Annotated in this window: 21 protein-coding genes; 15 read left to right on the top strand and 6 right to left on the bottom strand. The window is 38.5% G+C overall.

All coding sequences use genetic code 11. The features are described 5' to 3' along the window. Positions 1-6: 6 nt before the first annotated feature. Together BXY64_RS11785 and BXY64_RS11780 are read right to left on the bottom strand one after the other, a co-directional pair. Positions 7-1,590, bottom strand: coding sequence for a hypothetical protein (locus BXY64_RS11785; RefSeq protein ID WP_120240195.1), 1,584 nt, complete (start codon positions 1,588-1,590; stop codon positions 7-9). A 2-nt stretch (positions 1,591-1,592) separates the two neighbouring features. Then, on the bottom strand, positions 1,593-2,069 hold the full coding sequence (locus BXY64_RS11780) for a helix-turn-helix transcriptional regulator (RefSeq protein ID WP_120240194.1): 477 nt from the start codon (positions 2,067-2,069) through the stop codon (positions 1,593-1,595). A 121-nt stretch (positions 2,070-2,190) separates the two neighbouring features. Here BXY64_RS11780 and BXY64_RS11775 point away from each other — a divergent pair, with 121 nt between their 5' ends. The 15 genes from BXY64_RS11775 to BXY64_RS11705 all read left to right on the top strand — a co-directional run bounded on the left by BXY64_RS11775 (position 2,191) and on the right by BXY64_RS11705 (position 17,637). Next, positions 2,191-3,354 (top strand): Clp protease ClpP, encoded by a 1,164-nt coding sequence (locus BXY64_RS11775; RefSeq protein WP_147375978.1) that lies wholly within the window; start codon positions 2,191-2,193, stop codon positions 3,352-3,354. A 31-nt stretch (positions 3,355-3,385) separates the two neighbouring features. Next, entirely contained in the window at positions 3,386-3,730 is a 345-nt protein-coding gene (locus tag BXY64_RS11770; RefSeq protein ID WP_120240192.1) for a hypothetical protein, read from the top strand. Between the two features lie 19 nt (positions 3,731-3,749). Then, positions 3,750-4,694 carry a hypothetical protein gene (locus tag BXY64_RS11765; protein ID WP_120240191.1) on the top strand — a complete coding sequence of 315 codons (945 nt, stop codon included), beginning with the start codon at positions 3,750-3,752 and terminating at the stop codon, positions 4,692-4,694. A gap of 123 nt (positions 4,695-4,817) precedes the next feature. Then, entirely contained in the window at positions 4,818-5,348 is a 531-nt protein-coding gene (locus BXY64_RS11760) for a M15 family metallopeptidase (protein ID WP_120240190.1), read from the top strand. After that, positions 5,345-5,596, top strand: coding sequence for a hypothetical protein (locus BXY64_RS11755; RefSeq protein WP_120240189.1), 252 nt, complete (start codon positions 5,345-5,347; stop codon positions 5,594-5,596). The genes BXY64_RS11760 and BXY64_RS11755 overlap by 4 nt, the downstream gene beginning before the upstream one ends. Positions 5,597-5,609: 13 nt before the next feature. Beyond that, entirely contained in the window at positions 5,610-6,119 is a 510-nt protein-coding gene (locus BXY64_RS11750) for a hypothetical protein (protein ID WP_120240188.1), read from the top strand. Between the two features lie 11 nt (positions 6,120-6,130). Next, on the top strand, positions 6,131-6,538 hold the full coding sequence (locus BXY64_RS11745) for a hypothetical protein (protein ID WP_147375977.1): 408 nt from the start codon (positions 6,131-6,133) through the stop codon (positions 6,536-6,538). Between the two features lie 2 nt (positions 6,539-6,540). Beyond that, positions 6,541-6,975: a phage tail tube protein gene (locus BXY64_RS11740; protein WP_120240186.1), complete on the top strand. Its 435-nt coding sequence runs from the start codon at positions 6,541-6,543 to the stop codon at positions 6,973-6,975. A 64-nt stretch (positions 6,976-7,039) separates the two neighbouring features. After that, positions 7,040-7,357, top strand: coding sequence for a hypothetical protein (locus BXY64_RS11735; protein WP_120240185.1), 318 nt, complete (start codon positions 7,040-7,042; stop codon positions 7,355-7,357). A 35-nt stretch (positions 7,358-7,392) separates the two neighbouring features. Continuing rightward, positions 7,393-7,713: a hypothetical protein gene (locus BXY64_RS11730; protein WP_120240184.1), complete on the top strand. Its 321-nt coding sequence runs from the start codon at positions 7,393-7,395 to the stop codon at positions 7,711-7,713. Beyond that, on the top strand, positions 7,706-10,168 hold the full coding sequence (locus BXY64_RS11725; RefSeq protein WP_120240183.1) for a phage tail tape measure protein: 2,463 nt from the start codon (positions 7,706-7,708) through the stop codon (positions 10,166-10,168). The genes BXY64_RS11730 and BXY64_RS11725 overlap by 8 nt, the downstream gene beginning before the upstream one ends. Continuing rightward, positions 10,168-12,234, top strand: coding sequence for a hypothetical protein (locus BXY64_RS11720; RefSeq protein WP_120240182.1), 2,067 nt, complete (start codon positions 10,168-10,170; stop codon positions 12,232-12,234). The genes BXY64_RS11725 and BXY64_RS11720 overlap by 1 nt, the downstream gene beginning before the upstream one ends. Further along, entirely contained in the window at positions 12,234-16,193 is a 3,960-nt protein-coding gene (locus BXY64_RS11715; protein WP_120240181.1) for a hypothetical protein, read from the top strand. Before BXY64_RS11720 ends, BXY64_RS11715 begins: the two co-directional genes overlap by 1 nt. A gap of 50 nt (positions 16,194-16,243) precedes the next feature. Beyond that, a complete protein-coding gene (locus BXY64_RS11710) occupies positions 16,244-16,711 on the top strand; it encodes a hypothetical protein (RefSeq protein ID WP_120240180.1) in 468 nt (155 codons plus the stop codon). Between the two features lie 182 nt (positions 16,712-16,893). After that, on the top strand, positions 16,894-17,637 hold the full coding sequence (locus tag BXY64_RS11705) for a Mom family adenine methylcarbamoylation protein (RefSeq protein ID WP_120240179.1): 744 nt from the start codon (positions 16,894-16,896) through the stop codon (positions 17,635-17,637). 81 nt (positions 17,638-17,718) lie between these two features. On the opposite strand, the gene BXY64_RS11700 is transcribed toward BXY64_RS11705, so the two are convergent. The 4 genes from BXY64_RS11700 to BXY64_RS11685 form a co-directional block, all read right to left on the bottom strand. Next, on the bottom strand, positions 17,719-18,504 hold the full coding sequence (locus BXY64_RS11700) for an acyl-[acyl-carrier-protein] thioesterase (RefSeq protein WP_120240178.1): 786 nt from the start codon (positions 18,502-18,504) through the stop codon (positions 17,719-17,721). Beyond that, positions 18,504-19,688, bottom strand: a complete 1,185-nt coding sequence (locus tag BXY64_RS11695; RefSeq protein ID WP_120240177.1) for a lipoprotein N-acyltransferase Lnb domain-containing protein — start codon at positions 19,686-19,688, stop codon at positions 18,504-18,506. Before BXY64_RS11695 ends, BXY64_RS11700 begins: the two co-directional genes overlap by 1 nt. Before the next feature lie 311 nt (positions 19,689-19,999). After that, positions 20,000-20,641 (bottom strand): LolA family protein, encoded by a 642-nt coding sequence (locus tag BXY64_RS11690; RefSeq protein ID WP_120240176.1) that lies wholly within the window; start codon positions 20,639-20,641, stop codon positions 20,000-20,002. 52 nt (positions 20,642-20,693) lie between these two features. After that, the gene (locus BXY64_RS11685) at positions 20,694-23,090 is read right to left on the bottom strand and encodes an FtsK/SpoIIIE family DNA translocase (RefSeq protein WP_120240175.1); all 2,397 of its coding nucleotides are present in this window, start codon (positions 23,088-23,090) and stop codon (positions 20,694-20,696) included. Positions 23,091-23,163: the final 73 nt, after the last annotated feature.

Raw genomic sequence — 23,163 nt, 5'->3', positions numbered from 1 at the left:
AATAAATTACATTGCTGATCTGCTATGCTGACGGGCTGATTTACCCATCCTTGCGCTTTTCCCACTTCCGTTGCCTTTGTTTTTTCCTTTGAACTTGTCGAGTTTAAAAATTCCACCTTCAACACTATCGGGGCCGTCGTCGTGTTCAGCACTTGGAAAACCTAAAAATTGATTTCTCAATTCTTGCATATCAATACTATGTTTTAATGCTTGATTGAACCTGATAAATCCCTGTTCGGTTAAGGCTGTAAGGTCTTCGATTCGTGCGGTTTTATCGGGCTTTTTGCGTCGGTCGGGCCTGATGCGTAGTGTTTCGCCGCGCTCTTCACCCAATCGCCAATACTCTTCCAACATTAAGTCTTGAATAAAATTGGCCTCCATATAATGACGACAAACCCGATTACCTGGTATCAGGTCGCCAATGTTGTAATGTCCCCTTACCATTTCGGGTGTGGAGCACTGACGGCAGAATACCGCAATGATATCGTAGTATCGGCCTGTTTTGCCGATTAATACAATACTTTTGAAATCTGATTTTTTTGAACCCTTGTAAGATGGGTCGTTGTAAGTAATCAGTTTGTCGTATTGAGATATTGGTAACACTTTAACCCATGGCAAATGCTCCTCGCGGAATATCTTACCAACCACAATATGCTCATGAAAAAACTCACGCAAACCGATTCGATACCCTTGGCGATTCATCTTTTTAATGATTTGATCGCGGGTGTATCTTTCCTTCCAAGCGGGAACCCCTTTTTCGGATAAATCCTTTTTGCGTGTTTTCGGATTTTCGAGAGCGAACACTTTAGAGTGGTAAAGGTCTTTTCGTTTAGGATCATCAGGCTCGATATCACCCACAACTTTAGCCACCACACTCTTTTTATGAATACGGTTACCCAAACCAATTAGGCGGGAGCCTGTATTTGGCATGGCTCCATAAAAGTCTCCTAAAATCCAATCGAGGGTTTCGTCAACACGTTCCTCGTTCTTTACCAAAACAGCATCGTCGATATCATCGAATACACCATAATTGGGACGCTTTTCGGCATTTCTTGTACCACGTGGCGACTGCCCACGACCAAAGGCCCAAAAGCCAATACCATCGGCAGTAATAAAGTAACCATCTTGCCAGTTACCAAGTGAGAACTGTTCGCCAAAATCGTTTATGTATCGCTTGTTATATACCAATTCGGCCTGAACATCGCCCAATAAGATTTTAGCTTTTTTTTCGTTGGCACTTGCCAGCATCATACCAGTAAGCTCGCCATTTGCTTTAAGGAAAAGCGGCAATATTACATCATAAATAACTGACTTTGCATGCTCACGCGGATACTCAAGCATTGCAAATATATCGGGGTTTTCGATAATCTTTTTGGTATCTCGCTTGTGGAAGTAGGCAAAATCAGAATCGATAAAATGTCCAAAGTAGTACTTGGCGAATTTATCAAAGCTCTTTAATAAACCCTTGATTCGCTTTTTCTTTTGGCTCTCGGTTTCCCGATCCATTGGAGTGGCTCGCTGAATGCTTTCTTTCTCCCTTTGCCATGCTTCAAATTCTTTGCGAGCTTTCGCATTCCATTTTGTATCCATAGTTAAAGAGATTTGCGTTTTTCATTTAAATACTTGTCGATAGGTTCAACAATATTTTGAGCCATTACAAGATTTTCCTCTTTAAGCCACACAGAAAATTCACGAAGAATCCGCACAATAGCCGACCAATCCAATTCCTTACCCTTTACCGTTGTAAACAACTTTTGAACAGCATCGATTTCCCCTTTAGGGATTAATAGTTTACCAAGTTCCTCGGTGTTTAGGCTGTCGTTAAGCTGTTCGCCTAACTTTTCGGATATCATTCGAATAACCGTGGTTTGGTGTGCCAATGCGGTAAGGGCATTTTCTTCGGAGGTAGTTCTTTTAATTGAATGGTCTAAACGCTTTTTTCGGAGGTCGCCCTTGGTAACATGTTTTGAAATTGTTGCCTCGCTCAACCTCAAGATTCTAGCTATATCTTTTTGCTCATACCCCTCTTTAAACAGGAGTGCTATTGCCGCTTCTTTTGTTAGTTCCATTCTCTTTTTTGTGGTAAAATTCGCAATTCGCGAACTGAATAACGAAAAAGATGGAAAGGCTTGCTGCAATTGGCGCAAGCTATGCGCAATTAATTGATAAACCCACCAAAACTATTGAATTTTGAGAACTGAAACGAGTACGCAAATTGCGACACAATCAGATGAATTACCATTTATCAACAAAACTAACAGACCTATAATGGAGCTAGAATTTACCAAGATTAAAAACAAGGAAACCAGTGTGGCAACCATTTCCCTTTTTGGAGAATTGGGAGATCAGGAAGGTGAGATTAACGGACACCATTGGGCACACGAATTCAATTGGCTTGATAGAAATTTCGATAATATTAATGCACACATTAATGGTTTTGGTGGCAGTATTGGAATGGGTTTAAGTGTGGTGGCTAATATTATGGGGGCCACTTCGTTTGTAAGTACCATTAATGTTGGTGTGGCTGCCAGTATGGCTGGTATTATAGCTTTGCTTGGCGATAAGCCTAAGATGTACGACTATGCAAAGCTGATGTTACACTCCCCTTACTACGCCGATGAGAATGGCGAAAAAGTAAAGAATCTATCCGCGAAAGATCAAAAAGCACTTAAGGCCCTTAAGGATATTCTTGTGCGCTTGCTAATGAAGCGTGGGAAATCTGAGGAAGAAATCAATAAGATTTTGAAGACCGATACCTGGTATTCGGCAGAGGAAGCACTTGCCGAGGGCTTTATTGATGAAATCATAGTTACAGGAAGAAAAAAAGAGTTAGCGGCACTTGAGCCAATGGCACTTGTGGCAAAACTCAACGATGAATACAAACCTAAAAAAGAACGCAAAATGAAAACTGTAATTGCAGCGTTGGGCTTGCCAGAAGACAGTAATGAGCAGGCCGTATTGGAAGCGGTTAACAACTTGCAAAAGGATGGCGGGCAATCGCCTGATTTAAGCCAAGCTGTTGACAAGCTTATTGACCTTGGAAAAGCCAAGGGCAAAGTGACTGAAAAAAACGAGAAGTCGATAAGAAAATTGGCTGACACCGATTTTAACTTGTTTGTTGACTTCTTAGACCTTGAAGGAACACCAACAGGTGGCGAAGGTGGTCAAACACGCATTACTGATGTGTTGGCAGAGTTAAGAGGCCAAGGTGGAACTGGTGGTGAAGGTAAAAACAAGGAAAAGACTTTTGCTTGGTTTGAGCAAAACGATCCTGATGCTTTGGCAAGAATGGAGATTTCTGAGCCTGAGAAGTTCAGAAAACTTAAAGAAGCGGACGACGCTCTTTACAAGTAATTGATTTGTAAATCTTAATTCTAAATAAAAAATGGACGAACAAATTGTAAGATATCCGTTTGGTGAAGCTTCACAGCTTAGCCTTTCAGCATCCGGCGCACAGGATCTGGAAATTGTAAACTCGGTTACCGTTGTAGACGGTGCTACGGTTGAAGCGACCGCAGATCGTACCATCAATTTAACAATTGATGAAAATGCAAAAGTAGGCGACCGCATCCTCTTTAAGGTGAAAACCAATGCAACTGAAAAAACCATTTTCGGCTCTGGTATTACTGGTGTTACTATTGATGGTGTTGCGGGTAAAACCAAAACTATTGAATTCGTTTTTGACGGTGCTGGCTTTGTTCCTGCAGGCGCGCCTGTTCAGATTGACTAACCTTATAAAATTGTGAAAGATGGCACAAATTAATCCTATTAAATATTCGAAGGAATTGCAAAAGCAAATCTTCCCAAACAATTCTTTCTATAAGAAATCTGTTGGGGAGTCAGGTGTAGCGGATAATGTTACATCTGTTGAGAGACCTGTTCAGGGGTCAATTGGAAAAGCTAAAAAAGGCACTCCAAAAACTTTGCCTTTGCCAGTTAAAACCGCATTGGATAGCTCCGACAGTTATGCTGTTGATTTGGTTTATGCAGATCCGTTGTTGATTAACAATCCAACCGACTTTGCTTTGAATTACAATAAGCGTACTACCAAACAAGCGCAGCAAGCTTCTGTTATTGAAACAAAGTGTGCTGATATTGCTGTAGTAGGTTGGGCACCAACTGTAGCGGCTCAAATTATTAAATCAACAGGTGCAGGCCGTGCTTCGAATGTTGTTGGTTTAACTGGTAACCGTAAGGCAATCACCAAAGATGATATGCTTAAAGTGAAAAACCTTTTAATGCGTATGAATGTTGATGGTCAAGGTGGTGAAATGTGCATGTTGGCAACACCTGACGCATATACTGATCTTTTGAAAATCGACGAGTTTGTTGATTATGAAAAAACGGGTAACACTTCCAAGTTAGCGGAAGGAATTATCGGGCGTGTATTAGGTATCAATATCTATTACAGAAGCACTGAGGAAGGCCATACAGGTTTATTATATACCAATGCAGGTACTCCTGTGAAGAAAAGCACTGAGGCAGTAATTGCCACAACCGATCGCCCAGGTAACTTGTTTTGGAACTCTAACATGGTGTGCCGTGCAGAGGGTAAATTAACAACTATTGTGAACGAGAAGGCTCCTGGTTACATGGGTGGAACCATTATCGAAGCACAAGTTCGTTTTGGAGCTTCAACGGCTCGCGAAGATCAAAAAGGTGTTATCGCTTTAATTGAGGATAACGCTGCATAAACTTAAAAACCTTTAGAGTTGTGATAGGTCGCCCTGCTTTCTCCCTTCGAAAAAGGGGCGACCACTTTCCAAATTAACCCAATACCCCCAACCCTCTAAAGGGGGCTTTAAAAACCACTTTGTATGTCAAGAGATATTCAAGATTTACACCCAGTAACAGCGCAAAAAGCTTTAAAGGTTATCGCCATTTGTGAAGCTAAAGGCGTTGATATTTTAGTTTATAACACCCTGCGAACATTGGAGGAACAAGCCAAGTTTTACCGCCAAGGCAGATCGTGGAGCGTGATTAGAGTTAAATGTCTAAACCTTAGAAATGCTGGTTACGGATACCTTGCCGATATTATTGAAAGGGTTGGGCCACAAATGGGAACCAAAAAACTGACTAATGCAGCACCGGGCGAAAGTTGGCACAATTTGGCTTATGCTTTCGATGGTGTTCCGTTGATTGGTAAAAACCCGGCTTGGAGCTATAAAGGCAACGAGGAATTGTGGGAAACTTACGGTAATGTTTGTAAAGAAGTTGGTTTAACATGGGGCGGAGATTGGAATTTTAAAGACTACCCACACGCTCAGGAACACAGCGAAACCAATCCTTTAAATGTGTATGGCCCTGAGGCTTTGCGCAAGCTTTTGGAAGAAAGGGGGCTTTTATGACAATGCAATGGCTCACCATCGCTGTTATAACAGGCGCATCAGCACTTATTTTCTTTGGTTTTAAAATGATGGTTACAAGGTTCGACCGACTAATACAGGAGGTACAAGGATTAAAAGAGGTAACTGTTAATCAAGATGGAAAAATTAGAGAGAATAGACGAAGGATCGACAAGCATGATGAAGATATAAAAGATCATGACCGAAGAATTCGTGAAGTTGAATTAATACAAGCAAGAACTGGCAAATAAACATCATTTAAACATGGCTAAAAAGGCATTTAAAGATACAAAGGTTGGCAAGTGGCTAAGTAAAAAAGCCCCGGGCATTGTTAATGCGGTTGGTGATGTTTTTCCACCTGCAAAACTTTTGAGTCAGTTGGTAAAGAACGAACCCGAAATAAGTCCTGAGGACAAACTTGAGTTTGAGAAATTACTGGCAGACACCTACGCTGATGAGTTGGCCTATCATCAACAAAACACAGCTAGTGCTCGCGGCATGTATCCACATAGTAAAGAAATGACCGATTGGCTTGCTAAAAGAATTATGAACTGGAATTTACCAATGTTGGCGCTTTTGATTGGGGCTAACATTGCTTGTGTTTATTATTTCGATTCGGTGGCTTTGGCTTTAATCTCAAATGTAATTGGTCAGGTTATGCAAATGTTGATTAATGAACGCACAACGGTAGCCAATTTTTTTCTTGGAAGCTCTAAAGGAAGTAAGGAAAAAACTCGTGAATTATTAAGTAAAAACGAAAGTACAAACCAATAAAAAAAGGAAAAATGAAAAAATTGATTTGCTTTTTAATGATTGCATTCGTGGCTTTTGTAATAAGCCCAATGGTTGCCATGGCTGAGACTGTGGCAAGTGCAGCGGTTGAAAACTCAACGAGTATCGATATCGCATCCTACTTTGCAACGGTACCAGGATTAGTAAGCTTGGTGATAATTGTTACCCAATTCTTAAAAAAACTGCTTAAAACTGAGGGGGTAAAGACTCAGATTTTATCGTGGATAATCGCTTTGGCTTTGTCGTGTGTTGGGTATTTTCTACAGCTTGGAATATTTGTGGGGGCTGCATGGTACTGGATTATAATTTATGCAGCGGCTGCGGGACTTATAGCTAATGGTATTGCAACAAAACATGTGGTTGAGGCAGTGCTGAATTTGATAAAACCTAAACTTACTTAATCATGTCAAACACCGGAATTATTGACGGTGGCGATATTCTCGTGTATGTAGAGACCGCCGCCGACACTTGGACAGCAATAGGACACGCTACCAGTTGTAAACTTGGGGGTTCCACTTCGTTTCGCGAACGCAGAACCAAGGATACAAATGGGAAAGAAAGCGCGCCTGATGAAACTGAAACTCAAATCTCTGTTGAGGCATTAGCCTTATATGATGGTTATAGCTTTTTCGACATGTACGAAAAAATGCTAGCTAAAGAGATGCTTAAAATTAAGTATGCTCCAAAGGATTCAGTAGCCCAAACTGGGGATAAATATGTAGAGGGTAATTTTTGGATTGAGAGCTGTGAAAGAAACGATAATGTGGCTGAGGATTCAGTTGTTTCTATTGCTTTCAAACAGAAAGAAACCCCAACAGTAAAAACAGTTCCTGTTTAAAAATTAATTGATAATAGAAAAAGGCAGACGGCTCTGTCTGCCTTTTTTTTAACAACTCTAAATCATGGCAGAAAAGAAATCACAACCAAAAACACAGGTAGAATATAACGGCAAAACATACCCTTATTATCAAACCAATCGCGGGATGTTTGATTTTGAAAACTCAGAGTTTACCGCGGAAGATCTTAAAACAAGATCGAGAAGTGCAATGTTGGCACAGATCTATTATCAATTAAGGGATTGTGCAAAACGAGCGGGAATGGTATTCGAAGATAGTTTCGATGATTTTGTTGATAAATCCGAGCCTGAAATTATTCAGGTTTTTGAACGCTTACTAGAAGAGGCTGCAAAACTAACAAAAGGCGAAGAGGGAAAAAATTAAAAAGTACTCCCGCACGGGAGCTTAGCTTGACAGAAATGATGGGCATCGCTGTCGGTGAGATGGGGTTAAGTCTTGAAACATTTCTAAGCTTAACCCCTTTCGAGTTTCAAGAATGCTACTCGGCTTATTTGAAAAAGCTGAATAACGACAGGGAGTGGGAGTACTTAAAATCGATGAGAGTAGCAAGGAGGCAAGTGTTTAGAACGCTTTGTCCTCCACCCGGAAAGCAAATTAGTGAATTTGATTTGTGGGAATTGCCGGGTGATAATGAAATAAAAGACCATCAGAACGAAAAGACTGGTGGTAGCACCAAAGAACGATATGAGGAATTAAAAGAAAAGTGGAATAATGAGTGATAAAACCTATAAATATGTACTTGACTTTGCAGCCAAAACCGACAAGTTTAGGCGCGAAGTTAGCGGCATTGATGGCATGTTAAAGAGTGCTGCTGTTGCTGCTGGGGCTTTGTTTGCTGCTGACAAGATATTTGATACTGCCGGGGCTGCGGCTGAGTACGCAGGTGAAATTTCCACTATTCGACAAAGTATTGTGAAATTACAAGACATTCAGGGTGCTGCCTTAAACGAGGCTGCGGGTGGAGCTATGGCTTTAGCCAATACTTATGATGCTGATGTAAACGAATCGATTGAGGCCAGTAATGTATTGATGAAGGTCTTTAAAGAAAATTCACAAGAGGCGTTCGATGTTTTGAATAAAGGTTTGTCGACGGCAGCCAATAGCAATGGCGATTTGTTGAATCAAATAAAAGAATATTCTACACATTTCGAAGAGGCTGAAATATCGGCATCGCAAATGGTTGCCATTATTGCCGAGGCTAATAAAATGGGCGTTTGGGATGACAAGGCAGCCGATGCGATAAAAGAAGGAACCATACGTTTGCGCGAAATGACAAAGGCAACACGTGAGGCCCTTGATGGTATTGGTTTAAGCTCTTCGAAAATTCAACAGGATATTGCGAGTGGCTCGACGAGCATGTTTGAAGTATTACAACAAGTTAGTGCTAAGCTTGGTAATATGGAAAAGAACAGCCCGGCTGTTGGTGCGGCATTGGCTGATATTTTTGCGGGACCAGGTGAAGACGGTATACAATTCATTCGTACGCTTGCCAATATCAATACCAACTTAGATCAGGTTGTTGAAAATTCGGGAGAATCGAGTGCGGCACAGCAGGCATGGGCGGAACAATTAAAAGAGTTTCACACCTTAGGTGCTAAGGTTTTTGCAGATTGGAACAAATGGATATTAGATATTAAATCGAAAGCTTTGGCTTTGGCTAGTGGTATTGTAAATAATATGGATAGCATTACCAAAGTGGTTAAAATTGGGGCTGTTGGTTTCGGAGCTTACAAAGCGGCAACTATAGCGGCAAGTGTTGGAACCGTAAATTACTCGCGCGTATTGGTAAGAGCTAGAAAAGCTCAGCAAGCACTTAATCTTGCAATGAAATCGAACCCGGTTGGTTTGATTGCAGGCTTGTTAGCAACAGCCGCAGCCGCTTACCTTACTTATAGTATTGATATTGATACGGCAACGGCATCGCAACGCAAGTTTAATGAAGCACAGGAACGAGGCGCATCATTGCTTTCGGATGTAAGTGCCATTGAGGATACTTACAAAGTTATAAATCATTTGAACAAGCGACAGTTAGAGGATTTTAAAGTTCGTGCTCAACAACAGTTGCAAACATGGGAAGATGTTCAAAAGAAAGTAACCGAAACGGTTTATCAGGAATATAGAAAGCGTAAATCTGCCATTTCGAAAGAAACTGACGAAATAACCAAAAAGCTAATGGCCACGCAAGGCTTACAGGAATCTGCCGCACGCAGAGAAGCTGAAAAAACAACGGCATGGAAAGTTAACCAGTTGCGTCGATGGTTTAACGATTCGGTTGAGAAGCAAGAAGGTGTTACCAGTAAGGAAATAGTTGAGAATCAAACTCGCCTTAAGAACTATATCAGCACAGTAAATGAAATGCTGAATGCAAACACTAAGGCATCTAAAAACACCGCTCCTATTCTTTTGGATTTCAAATTGAATATTGATGATGGCGACGATGAAGTAATTGGCGATGATTTGGAGATTGACGACAGTTACGACAAACTGATGGAGCGATATGGTAAACAGGTTAAGGCAGCCCAAAAATGGAACGAAATGTTTGGGAATAGCTTTAATGCAAATCGTGAAGAAATTGAACTAACCAAACAAGCTATTGAGGCTTTGATTGATGAAGGTTTTGCCCCGGGTGATGCTTCAATTCAATCCTTAATTGAAAAGCTTGATTTGTTAGAAAAGAAGTTTACCGGGCCACAAAAGGCAATGGCTCAATTTGCTGCCCGAATGGAAGATATGAAAACCACAGGAGCGGAAAGCTTTGGCGATTTGGCAAAGGCGGCTGTTAATGCTGCTCGCGAAATTATTAGGGCCTATATAGCCGAAGGTGTGGCTTCGATTATTAAAGATGCTTTAAAGTATTATGGTTGGACAGGCCCGGGAGCAATTGCTTTAGCTGGTGGTTTGGGTGCTGCCGCTTCGACCTTGTTTAATACGATGATTCCCGCTTTTGCTGATGGTGCGATTGTAAGCGGCCCAACCGTGGCACTTACTGGTGAGTATCCAAATGCGGTAAATAATCCTGAGTGGATTGGTAAGCGATCGGATATGTTGGGCGATATGAAAGCAGCTGTGCGCGAAACTGGTGGCGGTGGTGGTAATTTCATTTTCAGGTTTGAAAATGGTGCTCTTGTGGCTTACCTCGAACATGAAAACCGTAAAGTTGGAGGGTTTGCATAATGGCTACACACTTACTAAGATTCCAGGGAGAATGGCAAGATAAAAACGGCGGTATGTCGCGTTTCGAAATTTACGAGCGCGACTATGTTGGTGCTCATGAGGAAATGATTGTGCAAGAAGATCCGCTTACGCTTGAGCGTGCCAGCCTAAATAATAAGTTTCACCCGACAATTGGTTCGGGTATTGAATTGAAATTAGAGGCTGCATACGATGGTCAGTATGCAAATTTATACACCAACGATAAGCAAAAGTATAAAGGGCATTTTTACAAGAATGATAAGATAGTTTGGAAAGGCTTTTTGAATTCGGAAATATATAACGAGCAATACGACCGAAATGAGAATTACCCAGTGAGTCTTCAGTTTAATGATGGGTTTAAAGTTATGGAGAGAATTTCTTTTCTCGATGATAATGGACTGCGTTACGAAGGATTAAAAACCGCTTGGGAGGTGTTGTGGATTATCTTGAATAAGCTAGATGTTGGTTACAAGTATGTATATGTTGCTTGTGATGTTTACGCGGAAGGAATGGACACGCTTAGCAGTCCGTATCATCAAATGAAGGTGGATTGTTCCAACTATTACGATGAGAAAGGCGTGCCTATGAATTGCCGCGAGGTGTTAGACTATTTGGTAAAACTACAAAGGGCCATTTGTTTCCAAAACGAAGGCTGTTTAAATATTGTAAGTACTCCTTTGTTTACCGGGAGCTTTGAGCGCAGAAGATATACAAGCGAGGCATCAGCTCAGGTATTGCAAACTGTTAATCCTGTTATTACAATTCCTACTCAAGCGGATTGGTATGCCGCGGATCAGAATATCGATGTTGTATCCGGATTTAATAAAGCAACATTACAGTATTCGCCTTATGCAGACGAGGTAGTTATTGAAAGTTCTAATTTTTCGGAAATTAAAGCATTGCAAGGCGATCCTGATTGGGTTGATGTTGGCGACTATTACGAATTGCAAGGTGTTACAGGTGTTGATGGTTGGAAGTTCCTAAATGGTGCAAGCTTTTCGGGAACCAAAGAGGAAGAAATTGACGACAACGAGGTGTACTTTAAACTTCCGTTTGCTAATGATGACGACAGCGAGGTTTCGTTGGTCGAAAATAACATTAGCGGGGCTTTGGTTACTGGTGTGGTGAACCAAGGATTCAAAGTAAAATTTAAGGTTTATGCAGCTACCAAAAACAACGAGTTTGATAGTTCGGAGGAATCGAAAAAAGTTTTGCGAATTGAGGGGGGCATTGTATTCGAGATTGACAATAAGCGCTTGAAGTATCATAAAAAACCATGGCAAACGGGTGATTTTGACAGTACAAATGTTCGACCAATTGTTTGGAGTTTGTTATTCCATATCGAAAAGCCTGTTAATATTGCCGATACCTGGCAAGAAGTAGAAATTAAGGTGCCAGATAATTGCCCACACGGACGAATTAAGTTGCAAATTCTGAAGCGTTGGCAAGGATATAAGGATGATAGAGGAACTCGTGTTGATAGTGGCGACATTAAGCATATCAGAGTTAAAGATATTGAGGTTAGTCTTGCCAATATTGAAACATACACCGCACAAAGTGGGCGTATTGCTTACAACTATACAGAAACAAGCTTTCCTGACCTCGAATTCGTAGCCAATATGGACGAGAATTGGCTAAACGAGGCTGAAGATATTGAAATGATTCACGGCGATTCGAAGCACAACAACTGTACTGATCGTGGTGGGCTGCATTTGTTGGACAATAGTTTTACAGGTGCTTGGCGTGCTACTGGCGACACTCAAGGCTACGACATTGCTGCGATTATATTAAGATCGCTACAAAGTAATTACCGCAATAGTTTAAAGTGGTTGGGCGGCACTTTGGAAGCTCCTAATTTCTTTAATGGTGATGGTGAAAATATTGATGGAATACTCAGTTTTCACTCAGTACTTACCTATCCGGGAACATCTTTAGGAGATAGAAAATTAATGTGCTTGGGTGGCACCTATAACGATAAGCGACAAACTCTAAAAGGCAGTTGGCTAGAAGTGTTAGCCGATGATTTAACGATTAATATGATTGAGTAATGACGGCAGTTAATATAGAAAAACGAAAGATATTCAAGCGTAGGCGCGATGGTCAGGTGCCGCAAGGTGGTTCTGTTTCGGTTTCGGTTAGTTCAAGTCCATCCAGTTCGGAGGGCGAATTTAATCCGGCTATATTACAAGACTATGCCAAAAAGGTTGATGTACATATGCCAAGCCAAAAGGCATTACTCGATGCTTTAAGTGTTGAAGCTGGCTATATTAAATATCAGGCAGCCGCTCTTTCTGTTGACAATGCCGACAAGTTGGGCGGTGTTGTTGCTGCCAGTTATGCCCGCCGCGATGCTGTTAACACCTACGAATACGACCAAACCATTAACGCCGACCTATATGTAAACGGCAACATCATCCAAAACGGATCGGCTTACGAAACCCATGCCGAGCATTTAAATGTTGAAAATAATTTGATGCAATTAAATGTAGGTGAACCGGGCAGTCAAATAACAGGAGTTATTCCAGGTACCGCAATTGCTTTTAGTGGTATTGAAATCAACCGAGGTGCAGGTGAAGCCTATTATATGGGAGTGGTTGAAGGTGTAAAGCCTCTTTTAAAATTGGGTAAGAAGGATTCTTTGGAAGCCATTGCCACACGCGCTGATGATATCAGTGATGATTGGTTGCTTTCTTGGGATTTGACCAATAAGCGAATTGTAGGTAAAAGACTTGCATCGGATTATTGGCATAAGGATAATTCAAATAAATCTGATTTTGATTGGAATTCCAGAAACCTAAGAGCATACGGTAACCTTACAGTTAACGGATTAGCTAATTTTGCTACTACTGTACAATTAGGGCATAACAAATCTATTCAAGGATTAATTGCAGGCGGTGGTAGTTATGGTAATCTGCTTTCTATGGGTGCTGATAATTATGCACACATTGGTAATAGTTCGGTTACAGAGGGGGTAAAATTATACTCTAAGGGTAATCATTTAAAGTTTGAAACTACCTCAGCAGGTGTTAAAGTTTCAGGTCAAGCATACATCTTAAGAAGTGGAACTATCGCAAATCTTGGCTCTGTAGATGATAATTCTAGTATAAAATTTGGATTGGTTGCCAATAACTATGGTTATGGTATTAGTACGAACCAAAACGGTGGGTTGGATATTATGGCAAATCAAGCTAGTCAACCAATTAGACTATGGTCAGGTACTAAAAACGAAACTCCTACTATGTCTGCCTCATTCTATGGCAATGCAGGAGTTAAGTTGTATTATAATAGTAATAAAAGATTTGAGACTACTAGCACAGGAACAAAAACAGTAGGAAATCATGAGATTACAGGTGTTATAAATGCAGGTGCTAATACTAGCGGTGGCGGTTTGTGGCTTAGTAATTCATCCTATAAAATAGAGGGGGGTAATTATTTTGGTGATATCAGAATAAAAGCACCTGATAGAATCAGAAATTACATAAACGATTCTGTTATTCTAGAATTGACAGGTTTGGGGGCAACAATAAACGGCTATATAGGGTCACCTTCTTATGAATCAGGAATAACTGGTACAGGTTGGAGAATTAGCCAAGCAGCCCACGGAGAATTAACTAATCTGGACATAAGAGAGAGTTTAACTTGCAACACGTTTACAAATAATCAAATCAATATTTCAAATGGTGATTTAATTGTTTCTGACCACGATGAAATTGAAAAAGTATTAGCATCTGGCACTACACACACAAATTTCTATTTCAGTAAAGAACAGCCATTTCAAGCGGGGGACGTTCTTAGATGTCAAGGAAGCAAGCAAGCAGGTAATATTAAATCTTACTATGTAACAGTTGCATCTGTAGGTACTTCAACATCATATAAAGATGATGATGGTGAATTTATGAAGTATGTTAGATGGGAGAACAACAGTAAAACAGGCTCAGGAATACCAGAAGTGGGTGACGTTTTGGTTCGTTGGAATTCATCTGATGCAGCTAGAAAAGGACTTTTATATCTTAGTTCAAGTACTACCTATTCGCCTTTTTATGATGTTGTTTACGACGGGATTACAGTTTCCAGATTTGGAAAGCTTGACGGCATCACGTCTCCGACTTTTGGGGACTTATCGGGATATGGATTTTGGTCTCAAAAAGGATATCTAGAGGGTGGTATAAATGCAAGCTTTGGTAAAATTGCCGATTGGAATATTAAGAGCGATAGAATAACAAAAAGATTCGGGAATATTGATACAACAATAGGAACGCAGGACAGTACATCTATTAAAGGCTTTCACGTTTATCAACACAATTCTACAACAGGGGGCAATCGTGTCTCTATGGGTTATCTTAGCGATGATAACTGGGGTATATGGGGGACTAAAGACGGCTCTAATGTTTTTAGACTTGGTTCGCACAATACAATTGCAGGTTGGGAGTTTACAAGTACTTATTTAAAGAAAGACAATATTTGTATAACAACAGGTGCAAGTGGTATTTATTCACAATCTGACAAAGTTTATTGGATATTGAGACAGAACGGAAGTGGTCATTTAGCTAATGGAAATATTACGTGGGACACTTCAGGTAATGTAACCTTTGGAAGTTCGGTCAAATTACAGTGGGAATCTGGAATAAATTCCGCACAACAAACAGCAAATAACGCTTACGATTTAGCTGACGAAGCTAATGATTTAGCTGTAACAAAAATAACCAGTGAACAAGCTACTGCAATTACTCAAAACACAGTAACAAGTGAGTTTATCAATGGTCAAAACTGTCAATTTACACAGGGCAAGATTGGAAACTTTGATATTAAAAGCTCATCTCTTTATAGTGGTATAAGTGGCAAATATTTAACTCTTCAAAATAGTGAGACTGATTCGGTTCACGGAGGAGCGAGAAGAGGTTTAAGTCTATATAGTGATAATAGTACCTTATCGAGCAGTGGAGCTGTTAAGATTGTACAATTTGGCATGTTGTGTAATAAAGACACTGTTAATCAGTGGGGAGAAACTCCAAACTATGGTTTTCGAATCTTAAGAGGTAATTCTTCATCAACCTACAAAGATATTTTCAGAGCTGATGCGGAAGGTGCTTTTATTGCAGGATGTAATTTTAATGATTCACAAATTTGGGTGGATGATAAATGGAGTTTAAAATCTGATGGATCAGGTTATTTTGCAAAAGGTAATATTGCATGGGATACAGCGGGGAATATCAATTTCAAAGGAAGGTTAACAACTAATAATTCTACAGAAGTTGGAAAAGAAACTCATCATCTATTAATTGATGGAGACGAAATAAATGCCGTTAATGGATCTATTGTGCTTAACCGAAATGCTGACGAAGATCAAAGCATGGTTTGGATTCATGATGGTGGAGCTGGTCTTGTAGCTCACTTCTCAGGGCCTTCAACATCTAATTTCGATGATATTAAATTCTACAGAAAGGTACACATGACAGCCTCTGTAATCGTATCGAGCGATTTGTTTTGTTATGGTATTGATGTGGGTATTGGTGGTATCACTTCTGATGGAAATGCAACCATTAACGGAATACTTGATGCCACTACCATTATGGAAGGCAACCAGTATTTAAGCGATAAATATGCACTTAAAACCGAGCTTGATAGCTATCTGTTAAAAACAGGTGGTACAATATCAAATGGATTAATAATTGGAGGATCAATTACCACAAAAGGAGCTGTAACCGTTAAAACAAGAATTATAACTTACACAACTACATTAACTAACACAGACTATTACGTAACTGCTTCTATGAGTAGTAGTAGCAGTAGAACTGTTTACTTGCCTAGCAACCCAACAGCAGGCCGTGTAATAAAAGTTAAACGCAGAGGAGGAAGTCAACACCCAATAATAAATGGTAATGGTAAATCAATTTATTGGATGGATGCCACACCCGTGAGTAGTATAACTATTGATTGGCGACATGGAGCCGCTTTAGAGTTTATTTACGATGGTGTTTACTGGTGTGTCATTTGTGAAAACTATTAATAGCAACAGGTTAAATATTAAGCAATTATAAATTTTTAAAAATCAAATACATGAAAAAGGGAGAAGTATTACAATTAGAACAGGCATTACAGGCAGTTGGTAATTTAAGAGGTGTGAAGTTTGCTTATGCAGTAAGCAAAAACATGCGCACCGTTAAGAACGAATGCGATGATATTCGCAAATCGATTGAGCCTAGCAAGGAGTGGCAAGAGGTTGAAAAGCAGCAACGCGAAATCAACCTGGAATACTGCAAAAAAGATAATGAAGGGAGTCCAGTACCATCGGCACAAGGTCAGTTCATCATTCTTCCTGAGCACAAGGATGCACACAAAAAGAAAATGGATGCATTAAAGGAAGAGAAAAAGGAGTTGTTTGAGATCCGCGAAAAGCAAATTGAGGATTACAACAAATCTCTCGATGATGAAGTGGAGATTAAACTACACAAAATTAATCAGGATGATATTCCGGAGGATATTACAGCAAGTCAATTGGAAGGAATTTTTGATATGGTTGAGTAATGCAATTGGGGGCAAGGGTGCCCCCGCCTCTTTTCGGCTAAAGCTCTCACACAATTAGTCGAAAAATAAAGGTGCCACAACACCACGGCGAGGACATGTAGTCTTCCCGGTGTTGTGGCACCTTTTTATTTTGTGTGAGAGGAGCAAATATAACAATACATTAATATTAAAACATAGTGTTTATGGGAAATTTTATTTTAAAAAGAACATCAAGTTTGGGAAATTTAATAATCAAAGAAGTTCCAAAAAAGCTTGCTAAGAAAATGATAATTGAAAACCACTATTCCCACAAGTGGAATGATGGAGGTTTTGGGAAGTACAATTTTGGAATATTTAAAGAGGATGATATTGAAACATGTCTGGGCGTTGCTGTATATGGGTATATGAAAAATTCTAAAGCCCGAATTTTCACACATCCAAACCCTGATGCTTGGATGTGTGAATTAAACAGGATGTGGATTGATGATATCTTAGGGCATAATTCTGAGAGTATTTTGATAGCAGCATCTATTAAATTATTACGGAGGTTGGATATTAACTGTGTAGCAGTTCAAAGCTTTGCTGATGGTAGATTGGGGTGCGGGACTATATACAAAGCAGCTAATTTTAAATACTATGGTTTTCACTACACTAAATTTTTAAGAAATAAAAGAACAGGAGAATATGTACATGAGCAATTGTTTACAAATACAACTTCACCCACAGGTTATTTAAGAAATAATATCTCCTTTCTGATAGGAGATTTAGAAATATATAGAGTCCGTACATATCGCTATATATTCCCATTGTGTAAAAAATTTAAATTTAATAGACAGGAGTTGTCATATCCGGATTATAACAAAGGAATCGATTTGTGTGAATGGAAAAGAGATAAGGGGAAGATAAAAGAGAATATTATTCACTTACTTGACAAGGTGGCAGCTTGATTTTAAATGATGTTTAAAGGGGCTTTAAAGCCCCTTTATTATTTTATTCTTATGCGTGTAGTTTTTCTTGTACAATTTGATTTAAATTTGTGTACAAATTGTTTTGGCGGTTATACATTTAATAATTGACCTGCAATTTTCTACATTGCTTTTGTTGTTTCTAATTACAAAATGAGATTCGCGGTCATTATTGTTATTGCAATTATTATAAATGTTTAATTGATCGCTGTACTTGGCCTCGTGCAGAAAATTAACTTTTAATTCATCAATCAGCCCCGAACGTAATTTTTCGATAGGACACGAATCTATAATCCATTTGATGTATTTCACATTATTAACATGCTGGTTAATGTCAATATCGCTGAAATGTACATCAATACTTAAGGTTGGATTTTCAGGAACATCAGTATTTAATTTTTGCAATGGCGTTTCAAATACTTTTTCAGCATTGCCATACTTGTCACCATCGATAATGGAGTGGGGACGAGTTGGTCTTTTACTCTTGATATTAATGATTAACCATGACGAACTTGCCAGAATGATTGTATTGCCATGCTTATCTAGAATTCTAAAATCTCGATTCCCAAACAATCCTTCAATTCCGGTAGGCCAGGTTTCAACAGTAATCTCATCCGTCCATTTTGGATAATCGATTACTTTAACTTTTAATCGTGTTAAAACCCACGATAAATTTTGTTGCATTAATTTATCGATTCCCCAATTTAAGGCATCGGCATGCATACCCGCAATTTCTTGCAGGTAATTGCATATGGATGTAAGTTTAACTCTTCCATTAAAATCGGTATCGAAAGAGCCAATTCTGAATGTTTTTGTAAATTTTGTTTGATTAATTTCTAAAGTATCCATTAAATCAACTTAAGTTTTAATTTTTTAACGATATAGATTGATCGTATAAATAATAAGGCCACAATTGGTAAAATTTCATTCGGCAATGATTGTGGAATGATAGACCATGCGGACAAAACAATTAATAATAGTAGCGAGCTTGCAAAGAAGAAAAAGTATGATGCTTTATTTTTCATGCTCAGCAAGATGTTTGCTACAGGAAAATAAAATGGCAAGGCCCAAATTATATTCCAGTTTGGTCCTGTTGCCTGATGATCGGTGAAAAACCAAAGGAAAATAATTACCCAACCAACTAAACCTGTTACTCCGAATAAAATATGATCGATAATAAAATAATTGCGCTTGCTTTTTAATGAGCGAATGCTTATCAATAAAAATATTAGTGAAAGTACTCCGAATATAAAACTAGGACGTTTATACCATTCTGTCATCTTGTAATCTAAAGTAGGTTTTAATACCTCCTTCGTATGGCTAACAAGTGGAACTCTTTCGCCGTTATTTAATACTGTAGCATTGGTAAAGGCAAACATCATGTTATCAGGTAAAAACATATACTGGTATGGTGTGGCTTCAACATCACATGGAGAACCTAGAATTAAATGAATGCCTAGGTAAACCCATCGGCTTCGCTCCATAAATTGATCCAGTAAATTCCAGAAACTTTTAGACTCATTCGTATTTTCCTTATAGATGATTTTTCCTTCTACATTGTCCTCAATAATATCCCGTATTCGAGTTGAACAGTTATCAAACAAGAAATCGTAATGATAATACCTATTTTCGGGCTTGTAATTTTCTATTACAGCAGCAAATAGCTTTCTTTTTGTTTCCAGATCTAAATTCAATTTCTGTTCAGTTACACCTTGACCAGATCTCATATATTCAGGTAAAAAATCGCGATAAGATTCATATGCCAATCGATACATTAATTTTCCTTTAATAAACTTCGTGTAAAAGTTTGGTGTGTTAAAATTGAATGTTCCATAATTAAAAACCAGGTCAATTTTATTTAGTGGATCATGAAATCTCAATGCTGAGTGTCCCCAATGTCGGTAAATATCTTCACCAGGCGAACAGGTTAGAAGACTTACTTCTGATTGTTCTGAAAATTGCTTTGCATATGTGTTAGAGAATGATAGAATGCCAATTAAGATTAGGCTTGCCAAGAATTTGAATCTTTTCATAAGTATGAATATTTATCTGATCGAAGATATACAAAATACCAATATTTTGTATGGTGTTGATCTTATAAAACGTTCATATTTCAGATATATTAAAGGAAATGACAGCATTAATGAATAAAGGCATAGCTCTCTTTTAAACAGTTTGCTTTGGAAGATGGAAAAACTACTTTGTGTCAAAAATTTTACTCTATTTTCTTTTTGCAAATAGTCAACTTTTTTAAAAAAAATGGGTGTGGAATTCCGATATTTCTTAGGTGCAAAAAAAATCCCCTGCGAAAACAGAGGATTGTAATATAGATTTTAGAACTATCTTATCTCATATCGTTAACATCCACATCGGGATTGGCAGCAGTATCAAATACAAAATCCTTATCGGTTAAGCTAACATTAGGAGTTAACTTTTTAAGAACAATGCTAACATCGTTTCCATCTTTACCTACTGATTTAAGAGCACTGATTTGGTTTGTAGCCTGATCGATTTTTAATCGTATGTGAGTGAAACCACGTTCTTCATCAGTAGGAAATAAATCAATTACATGAAGCTTTTTCCCATTTTCACTTACTTCGTTTACATACTTATAAGTAAAACCATTTTCGTAAATCGAAAATATTTTAGCAGGATTTAATGCTTCATCTTCGTCTTCATCTGGTTCTTTAATGCTTACTTCTTCGGCATCAATAATGTGAGAATATTGAGTTGTTCCATCAAAATAGGTGTCAACACCCATTAACTGTAGTTTGTATTTGTTTTCTTTTAAAAGAATACTTCCATCAGATATTTCGTGAATGTCCTCTTCCTCGTTGTCCATAGAAAAGGTAAATTTAGCTTTAATGCTTTTGTATTGTTTGTTAATTTCTGATACTTTATCTAGAATAGCTTTTGCTTTAGCATCTTGTGCCGATACATTTAGACTAATAAGTCCAAGTAAAAGGAAACAAAAAAAGTTTTTCATTTGTTATGATTTTATAATTTGTTCGATTTTTAGTTCAATTATTGTGCCAGACCTAATTCGCAATGTTGTTTAATAGTTGTTCCAGCGAATATTCGTCTTGAATAAGTACCTGACGGGCCTTACTTCCTTCAAAAGGTCCTACAATTCCCGCAGCTTCCAACTGATCTACAATTCTACCAGCACGGTTATAACCAATAGAAAAACGGCGTTGAATTCCTGATGTTGATCCTTGTTGAGAAGTAACTACCAGGCGAGCAGCTTCTTCGAATAAAGCATCACGTTTTTGCAAATCAATTTCTCCAGCACCACTTTCCGATGATTCTCCAACATATTCAGGTAACATCAGTGCAGAAGGGTAGGATTGTTGCTCCATAATATAATCTGTAATTGCTTCAACCTCTGGCGTATCAACAAATGCACATTGTACACGAACCAAATCGCTACTGGTTGATATCAGCATATCACCTCGCCCAATTAGCTGATTGGCTCCGGGACTGTCTAAAATGGTTCTCGAGTCAATCATAGATGCTACTTTAAATGCAATTCGGGCAGGGAAGTTTGCCTTAATTACACCGGTAATGATATTTGTTGAAGGTCTTTGTGTTGCAATAATCATGTGAATCCCAATTGCACGAGCCAGTTGGGCAATTCTGGCAATTGGAGCTTCAACCTCCTTACCTGCAGTCATAATCAAATCGGCAAACTCATCAATTATTACCACAATGTATGGCAAGTATCTGTGTCCATTTTCCGGATTTAATTTACGTTTTACAAATTTGGTATTGTATTCTTTTATATTTCTTGCATGCGCTTTTTTTAACAAATCGTAACGAGAATCCATTTCGATACACAAGGAATTCAACGTAGCAATTACCTTATGGATATCGGTAATAATAGGCTCTTCTTCGTCGGGAAGTTTTGCTAGAAAGTGTTTTTCGATGGTAGAATAAATACTTAACTCTACCTTTTTAGGGTCAATCAAAACGAACTTTAGTTGCGATGGATGCTTTTTATACAAAAGAGATGTAATAATGGCGTTCAATCCAACCGATTTACCTTGACCAGTAGCTCCAGCCACCAAAAGGTGAGGCATTTTGGTTAAGTCAAGTGTGTATGTTTCATTGGAAATGGTTCTACCCAATGCAACAGGTAAAGCAAATTTTGATTCCTGAAACTTCTTGGATGCGATAATGTTTTTCATCGAAACAATTTCAGGAGTACGGTTTGGAACTTCAATTCCAATTGTACCTTTTCCTGGAATAGGAGCAATGATACGAATTCCTAAAGCTGACAAACTTAGTGCAATGTCATCTTCCAGATTTTTAATCTTGGAAATTCTAACACCTGGAGCGGGAACAATTTCGTAAAGAGTAACCGTAGGTCCGATGGTTGCTTTAATTTGTACAATTTCAATTTTATAATGACGAAGAGTTTCAACAATCTTATTCTTATTGCTCTCTAATTCCTCTTTGCTAACAACAGAATTATTTATCTGGTGATCTTCCAACAAGTCGATGGTAGGGAATTTATATCTAGATAAATCCAAGGTTGGATCAAAATCCTCTAAAGGCTCTTGATTAATCGGAACCGTCTCTTCCTGTTCTCTTACAGTTTCAATTTTCAACTCTACGCCATCTTCACTTTCAGCTTGCTTTGCTATAGGTTCTTCTGCTGTGGAGATAGGATTTTCCGACTCTTCTGTTAATAGAATTTCAGATTCAAAGCTTGGAGTTTTTTGTTCTATTTCTTCAATGGCTTCTGATTGTTCTGTAACGTCTTCATCAAGTTCTTCTTCAAAAATATCATCTTCTAAAGTAGTATCTGCGGCTTTTTCTTTTTTCTTTACCAATCCTTTAAAGAATCCTACAGTGTTTTGAAAACCGAATGTTAAAAGGCAAAGAAGACTTAATATTAGTAGGAATAAGGTTCCTACGTTACCAATAATGGAAATTAGCCATTCGCTAATAAAGAATCCATGAATACCACCCAAAAATAGAAACGAGTCGCTGGTTGAATCCACAAAAATAAAAGCCATTCCTATTGACAACCAAATGCTAAATAGTAAAGTGTAAAGAATACTTTTTTTGATGGATTGAATCTTTAATCCCCAAGAACGTAAAGATAGAACCACCATTACATACAGAAAAGAAAATGATGCAATTCCAAATCCTTTGTTGATGAATAAATTTGAAAGATAAGCTCCGGTTTTACCCGTCCAGTTTTCTACTCTTATTTCTGAATCCGTAATTAATTCGAGCCATTTAATATCCAGTTTGCTTTGATCTGCACCTCCTGTAAAAAAGAAAGACACAAATGCCAGACATGTATATATGGTAAAAAGCGAAAGAGTAACTCCCAAAATAAAACGAGCTCTTTCGTCATTTAAAAATTTGGGTTTTGTGAATATCTTTCTTCTGGATTTAGGTTTTGATTTTTTTTTTGTAGCCATTCGATTATTTTTCAGTGTGTTGCTGATGTCACGCTGTTGCGAAATTTATGTAAAAGTAATAAAAATGGCTTGG

Source organism: Marinifilum flexuosum, from assembly GCF_003610555.1.
Lineage (GTDB): Bacteria > Bacteroidota > Bacteroidia > Bacteroidales > Marinifilaceae > Marinifilum > Marinifilum flexuosum.
Note: the sequence above shows the minus strand (reverse complement) of the source record. Positions and strands in the feature narration are given on the sequence as shown.

Coding starts and splice junctions, on each gene's coding strand:
- BXY64_RS11785 (WP_120240195.1), bottom strand. CDS start 1,590: ATGGATACAAAATGGAATGCGAAAGCTCGCAAAGAATTTGAAGCATGG.
- BXY64_RS11780 (WP_120240194.1), bottom strand. CDS start 2,069: ATGGAACTAACAAAAGAAGCGGCAATAGCACTCCTGTTTAAAGAGGGG.
- BXY64_RS11770 (WP_120240192.1), top strand. CDS start 3,386: ATGGACGAACAAATTGTAAGATATCCGTTTGGTGAAGCTTCACAGCTT.
- BXY64_RS11765 (WP_120240191.1), top strand. CDS start 3,750: ATGGCACAAATTAATCCTATTAAATATTCGAAGGAATTGCAAAAGCAA.
- BXY64_RS11760 (WP_120240190.1), top strand. CDS start 4,818: ATGTCAAGAGATATTCAAGATTTACACCCAGTAACAGCGCAAAAAGCT.
- BXY64_RS11755 (WP_120240189.1), top strand. CDS start 5,345: ATGACAATGCAATGGCTCACCATCGCTGTTATAACAGGCGCATCAGCA.
- BXY64_RS11750 (WP_120240188.1), top strand. CDS start 5,610: ATGGCTAAAAAGGCATTTAAAGATACAAAGGTTGGCAAGTGGCTAAGT.
- BXY64_RS11745 (WP_147375977.1), top strand. CDS start 6,131: ATGAAAAAATTGATTTGCTTTTTAATGATTGCATTCGTGGCTTTTGTA.
- BXY64_RS11740 (WP_120240186.1), top strand. CDS start 6,541: ATGTCAAACACCGGAATTATTGACGGTGGCGATATTCTCGTGTATGTA.
- BXY64_RS11735 (WP_120240185.1), top strand. CDS start 7,040: ATGGCAGAAAAGAAATCACAACCAAAAACACAGGTAGAATATAACGGC.
- BXY64_RS11730 (WP_120240184.1), top strand. CDS start 7,393: ATGATGGGCATCGCTGTCGGTGAGATGGGGTTAAGTCTTGAAACATTT.
- BXY64_RS11725 (WP_120240183.1), top strand. CDS start 7,706: ATGAGTGATAAAACCTATAAATATGTACTTGACTTTGCAGCCAAAACC.
- BXY64_RS11720 (WP_120240182.1), top strand. CDS start 10,168: ATGGCTACACACTTACTAAGATTCCAGGGAGAATGGCAAGATAAAAAC.
- BXY64_RS11715 (WP_120240181.1), top strand. CDS start 12,234: ATGACGGCAGTTAATATAGAAAAACGAAAGATATTCAAGCGTAGGCGC.
- BXY64_RS11710 (WP_120240180.1), top strand. CDS start 16,244: ATGAAAAAGGGAGAAGTATTACAATTAGAACAGGCATTACAGGCAGTT.
- BXY64_RS11705 (WP_120240179.1), top strand. CDS start 16,894: ATGGGAAATTTTATTTTAAAAAGAACATCAAGTTTGGGAAATTTAATA.
- BXY64_RS11700 (WP_120240178.1), bottom strand. CDS start 18,504: ATGGATACTTTAGAAATTAATCAAACAAAATTTACAAAAACATTCAGA.
- BXY64_RS11695 (WP_120240177.1), bottom strand. CDS start 19,688: ATGAAAAGATTCAAATTCTTGGCAAGCCTAATCTTAATTGGCATTCTA.
- BXY64_RS11690 (WP_120240176.1), bottom strand. CDS start 20,641: ATGAAAAACTTTTTTTGTTTCCTTTTACTTGGACTTATTAGTCTAAAT.
- BXY64_RS11685 (WP_120240175.1), bottom strand. CDS start 23,090: ATGGCTACAAAAAAAAAATCAAAACCTAAATCCAGAAGAAAGATATTC.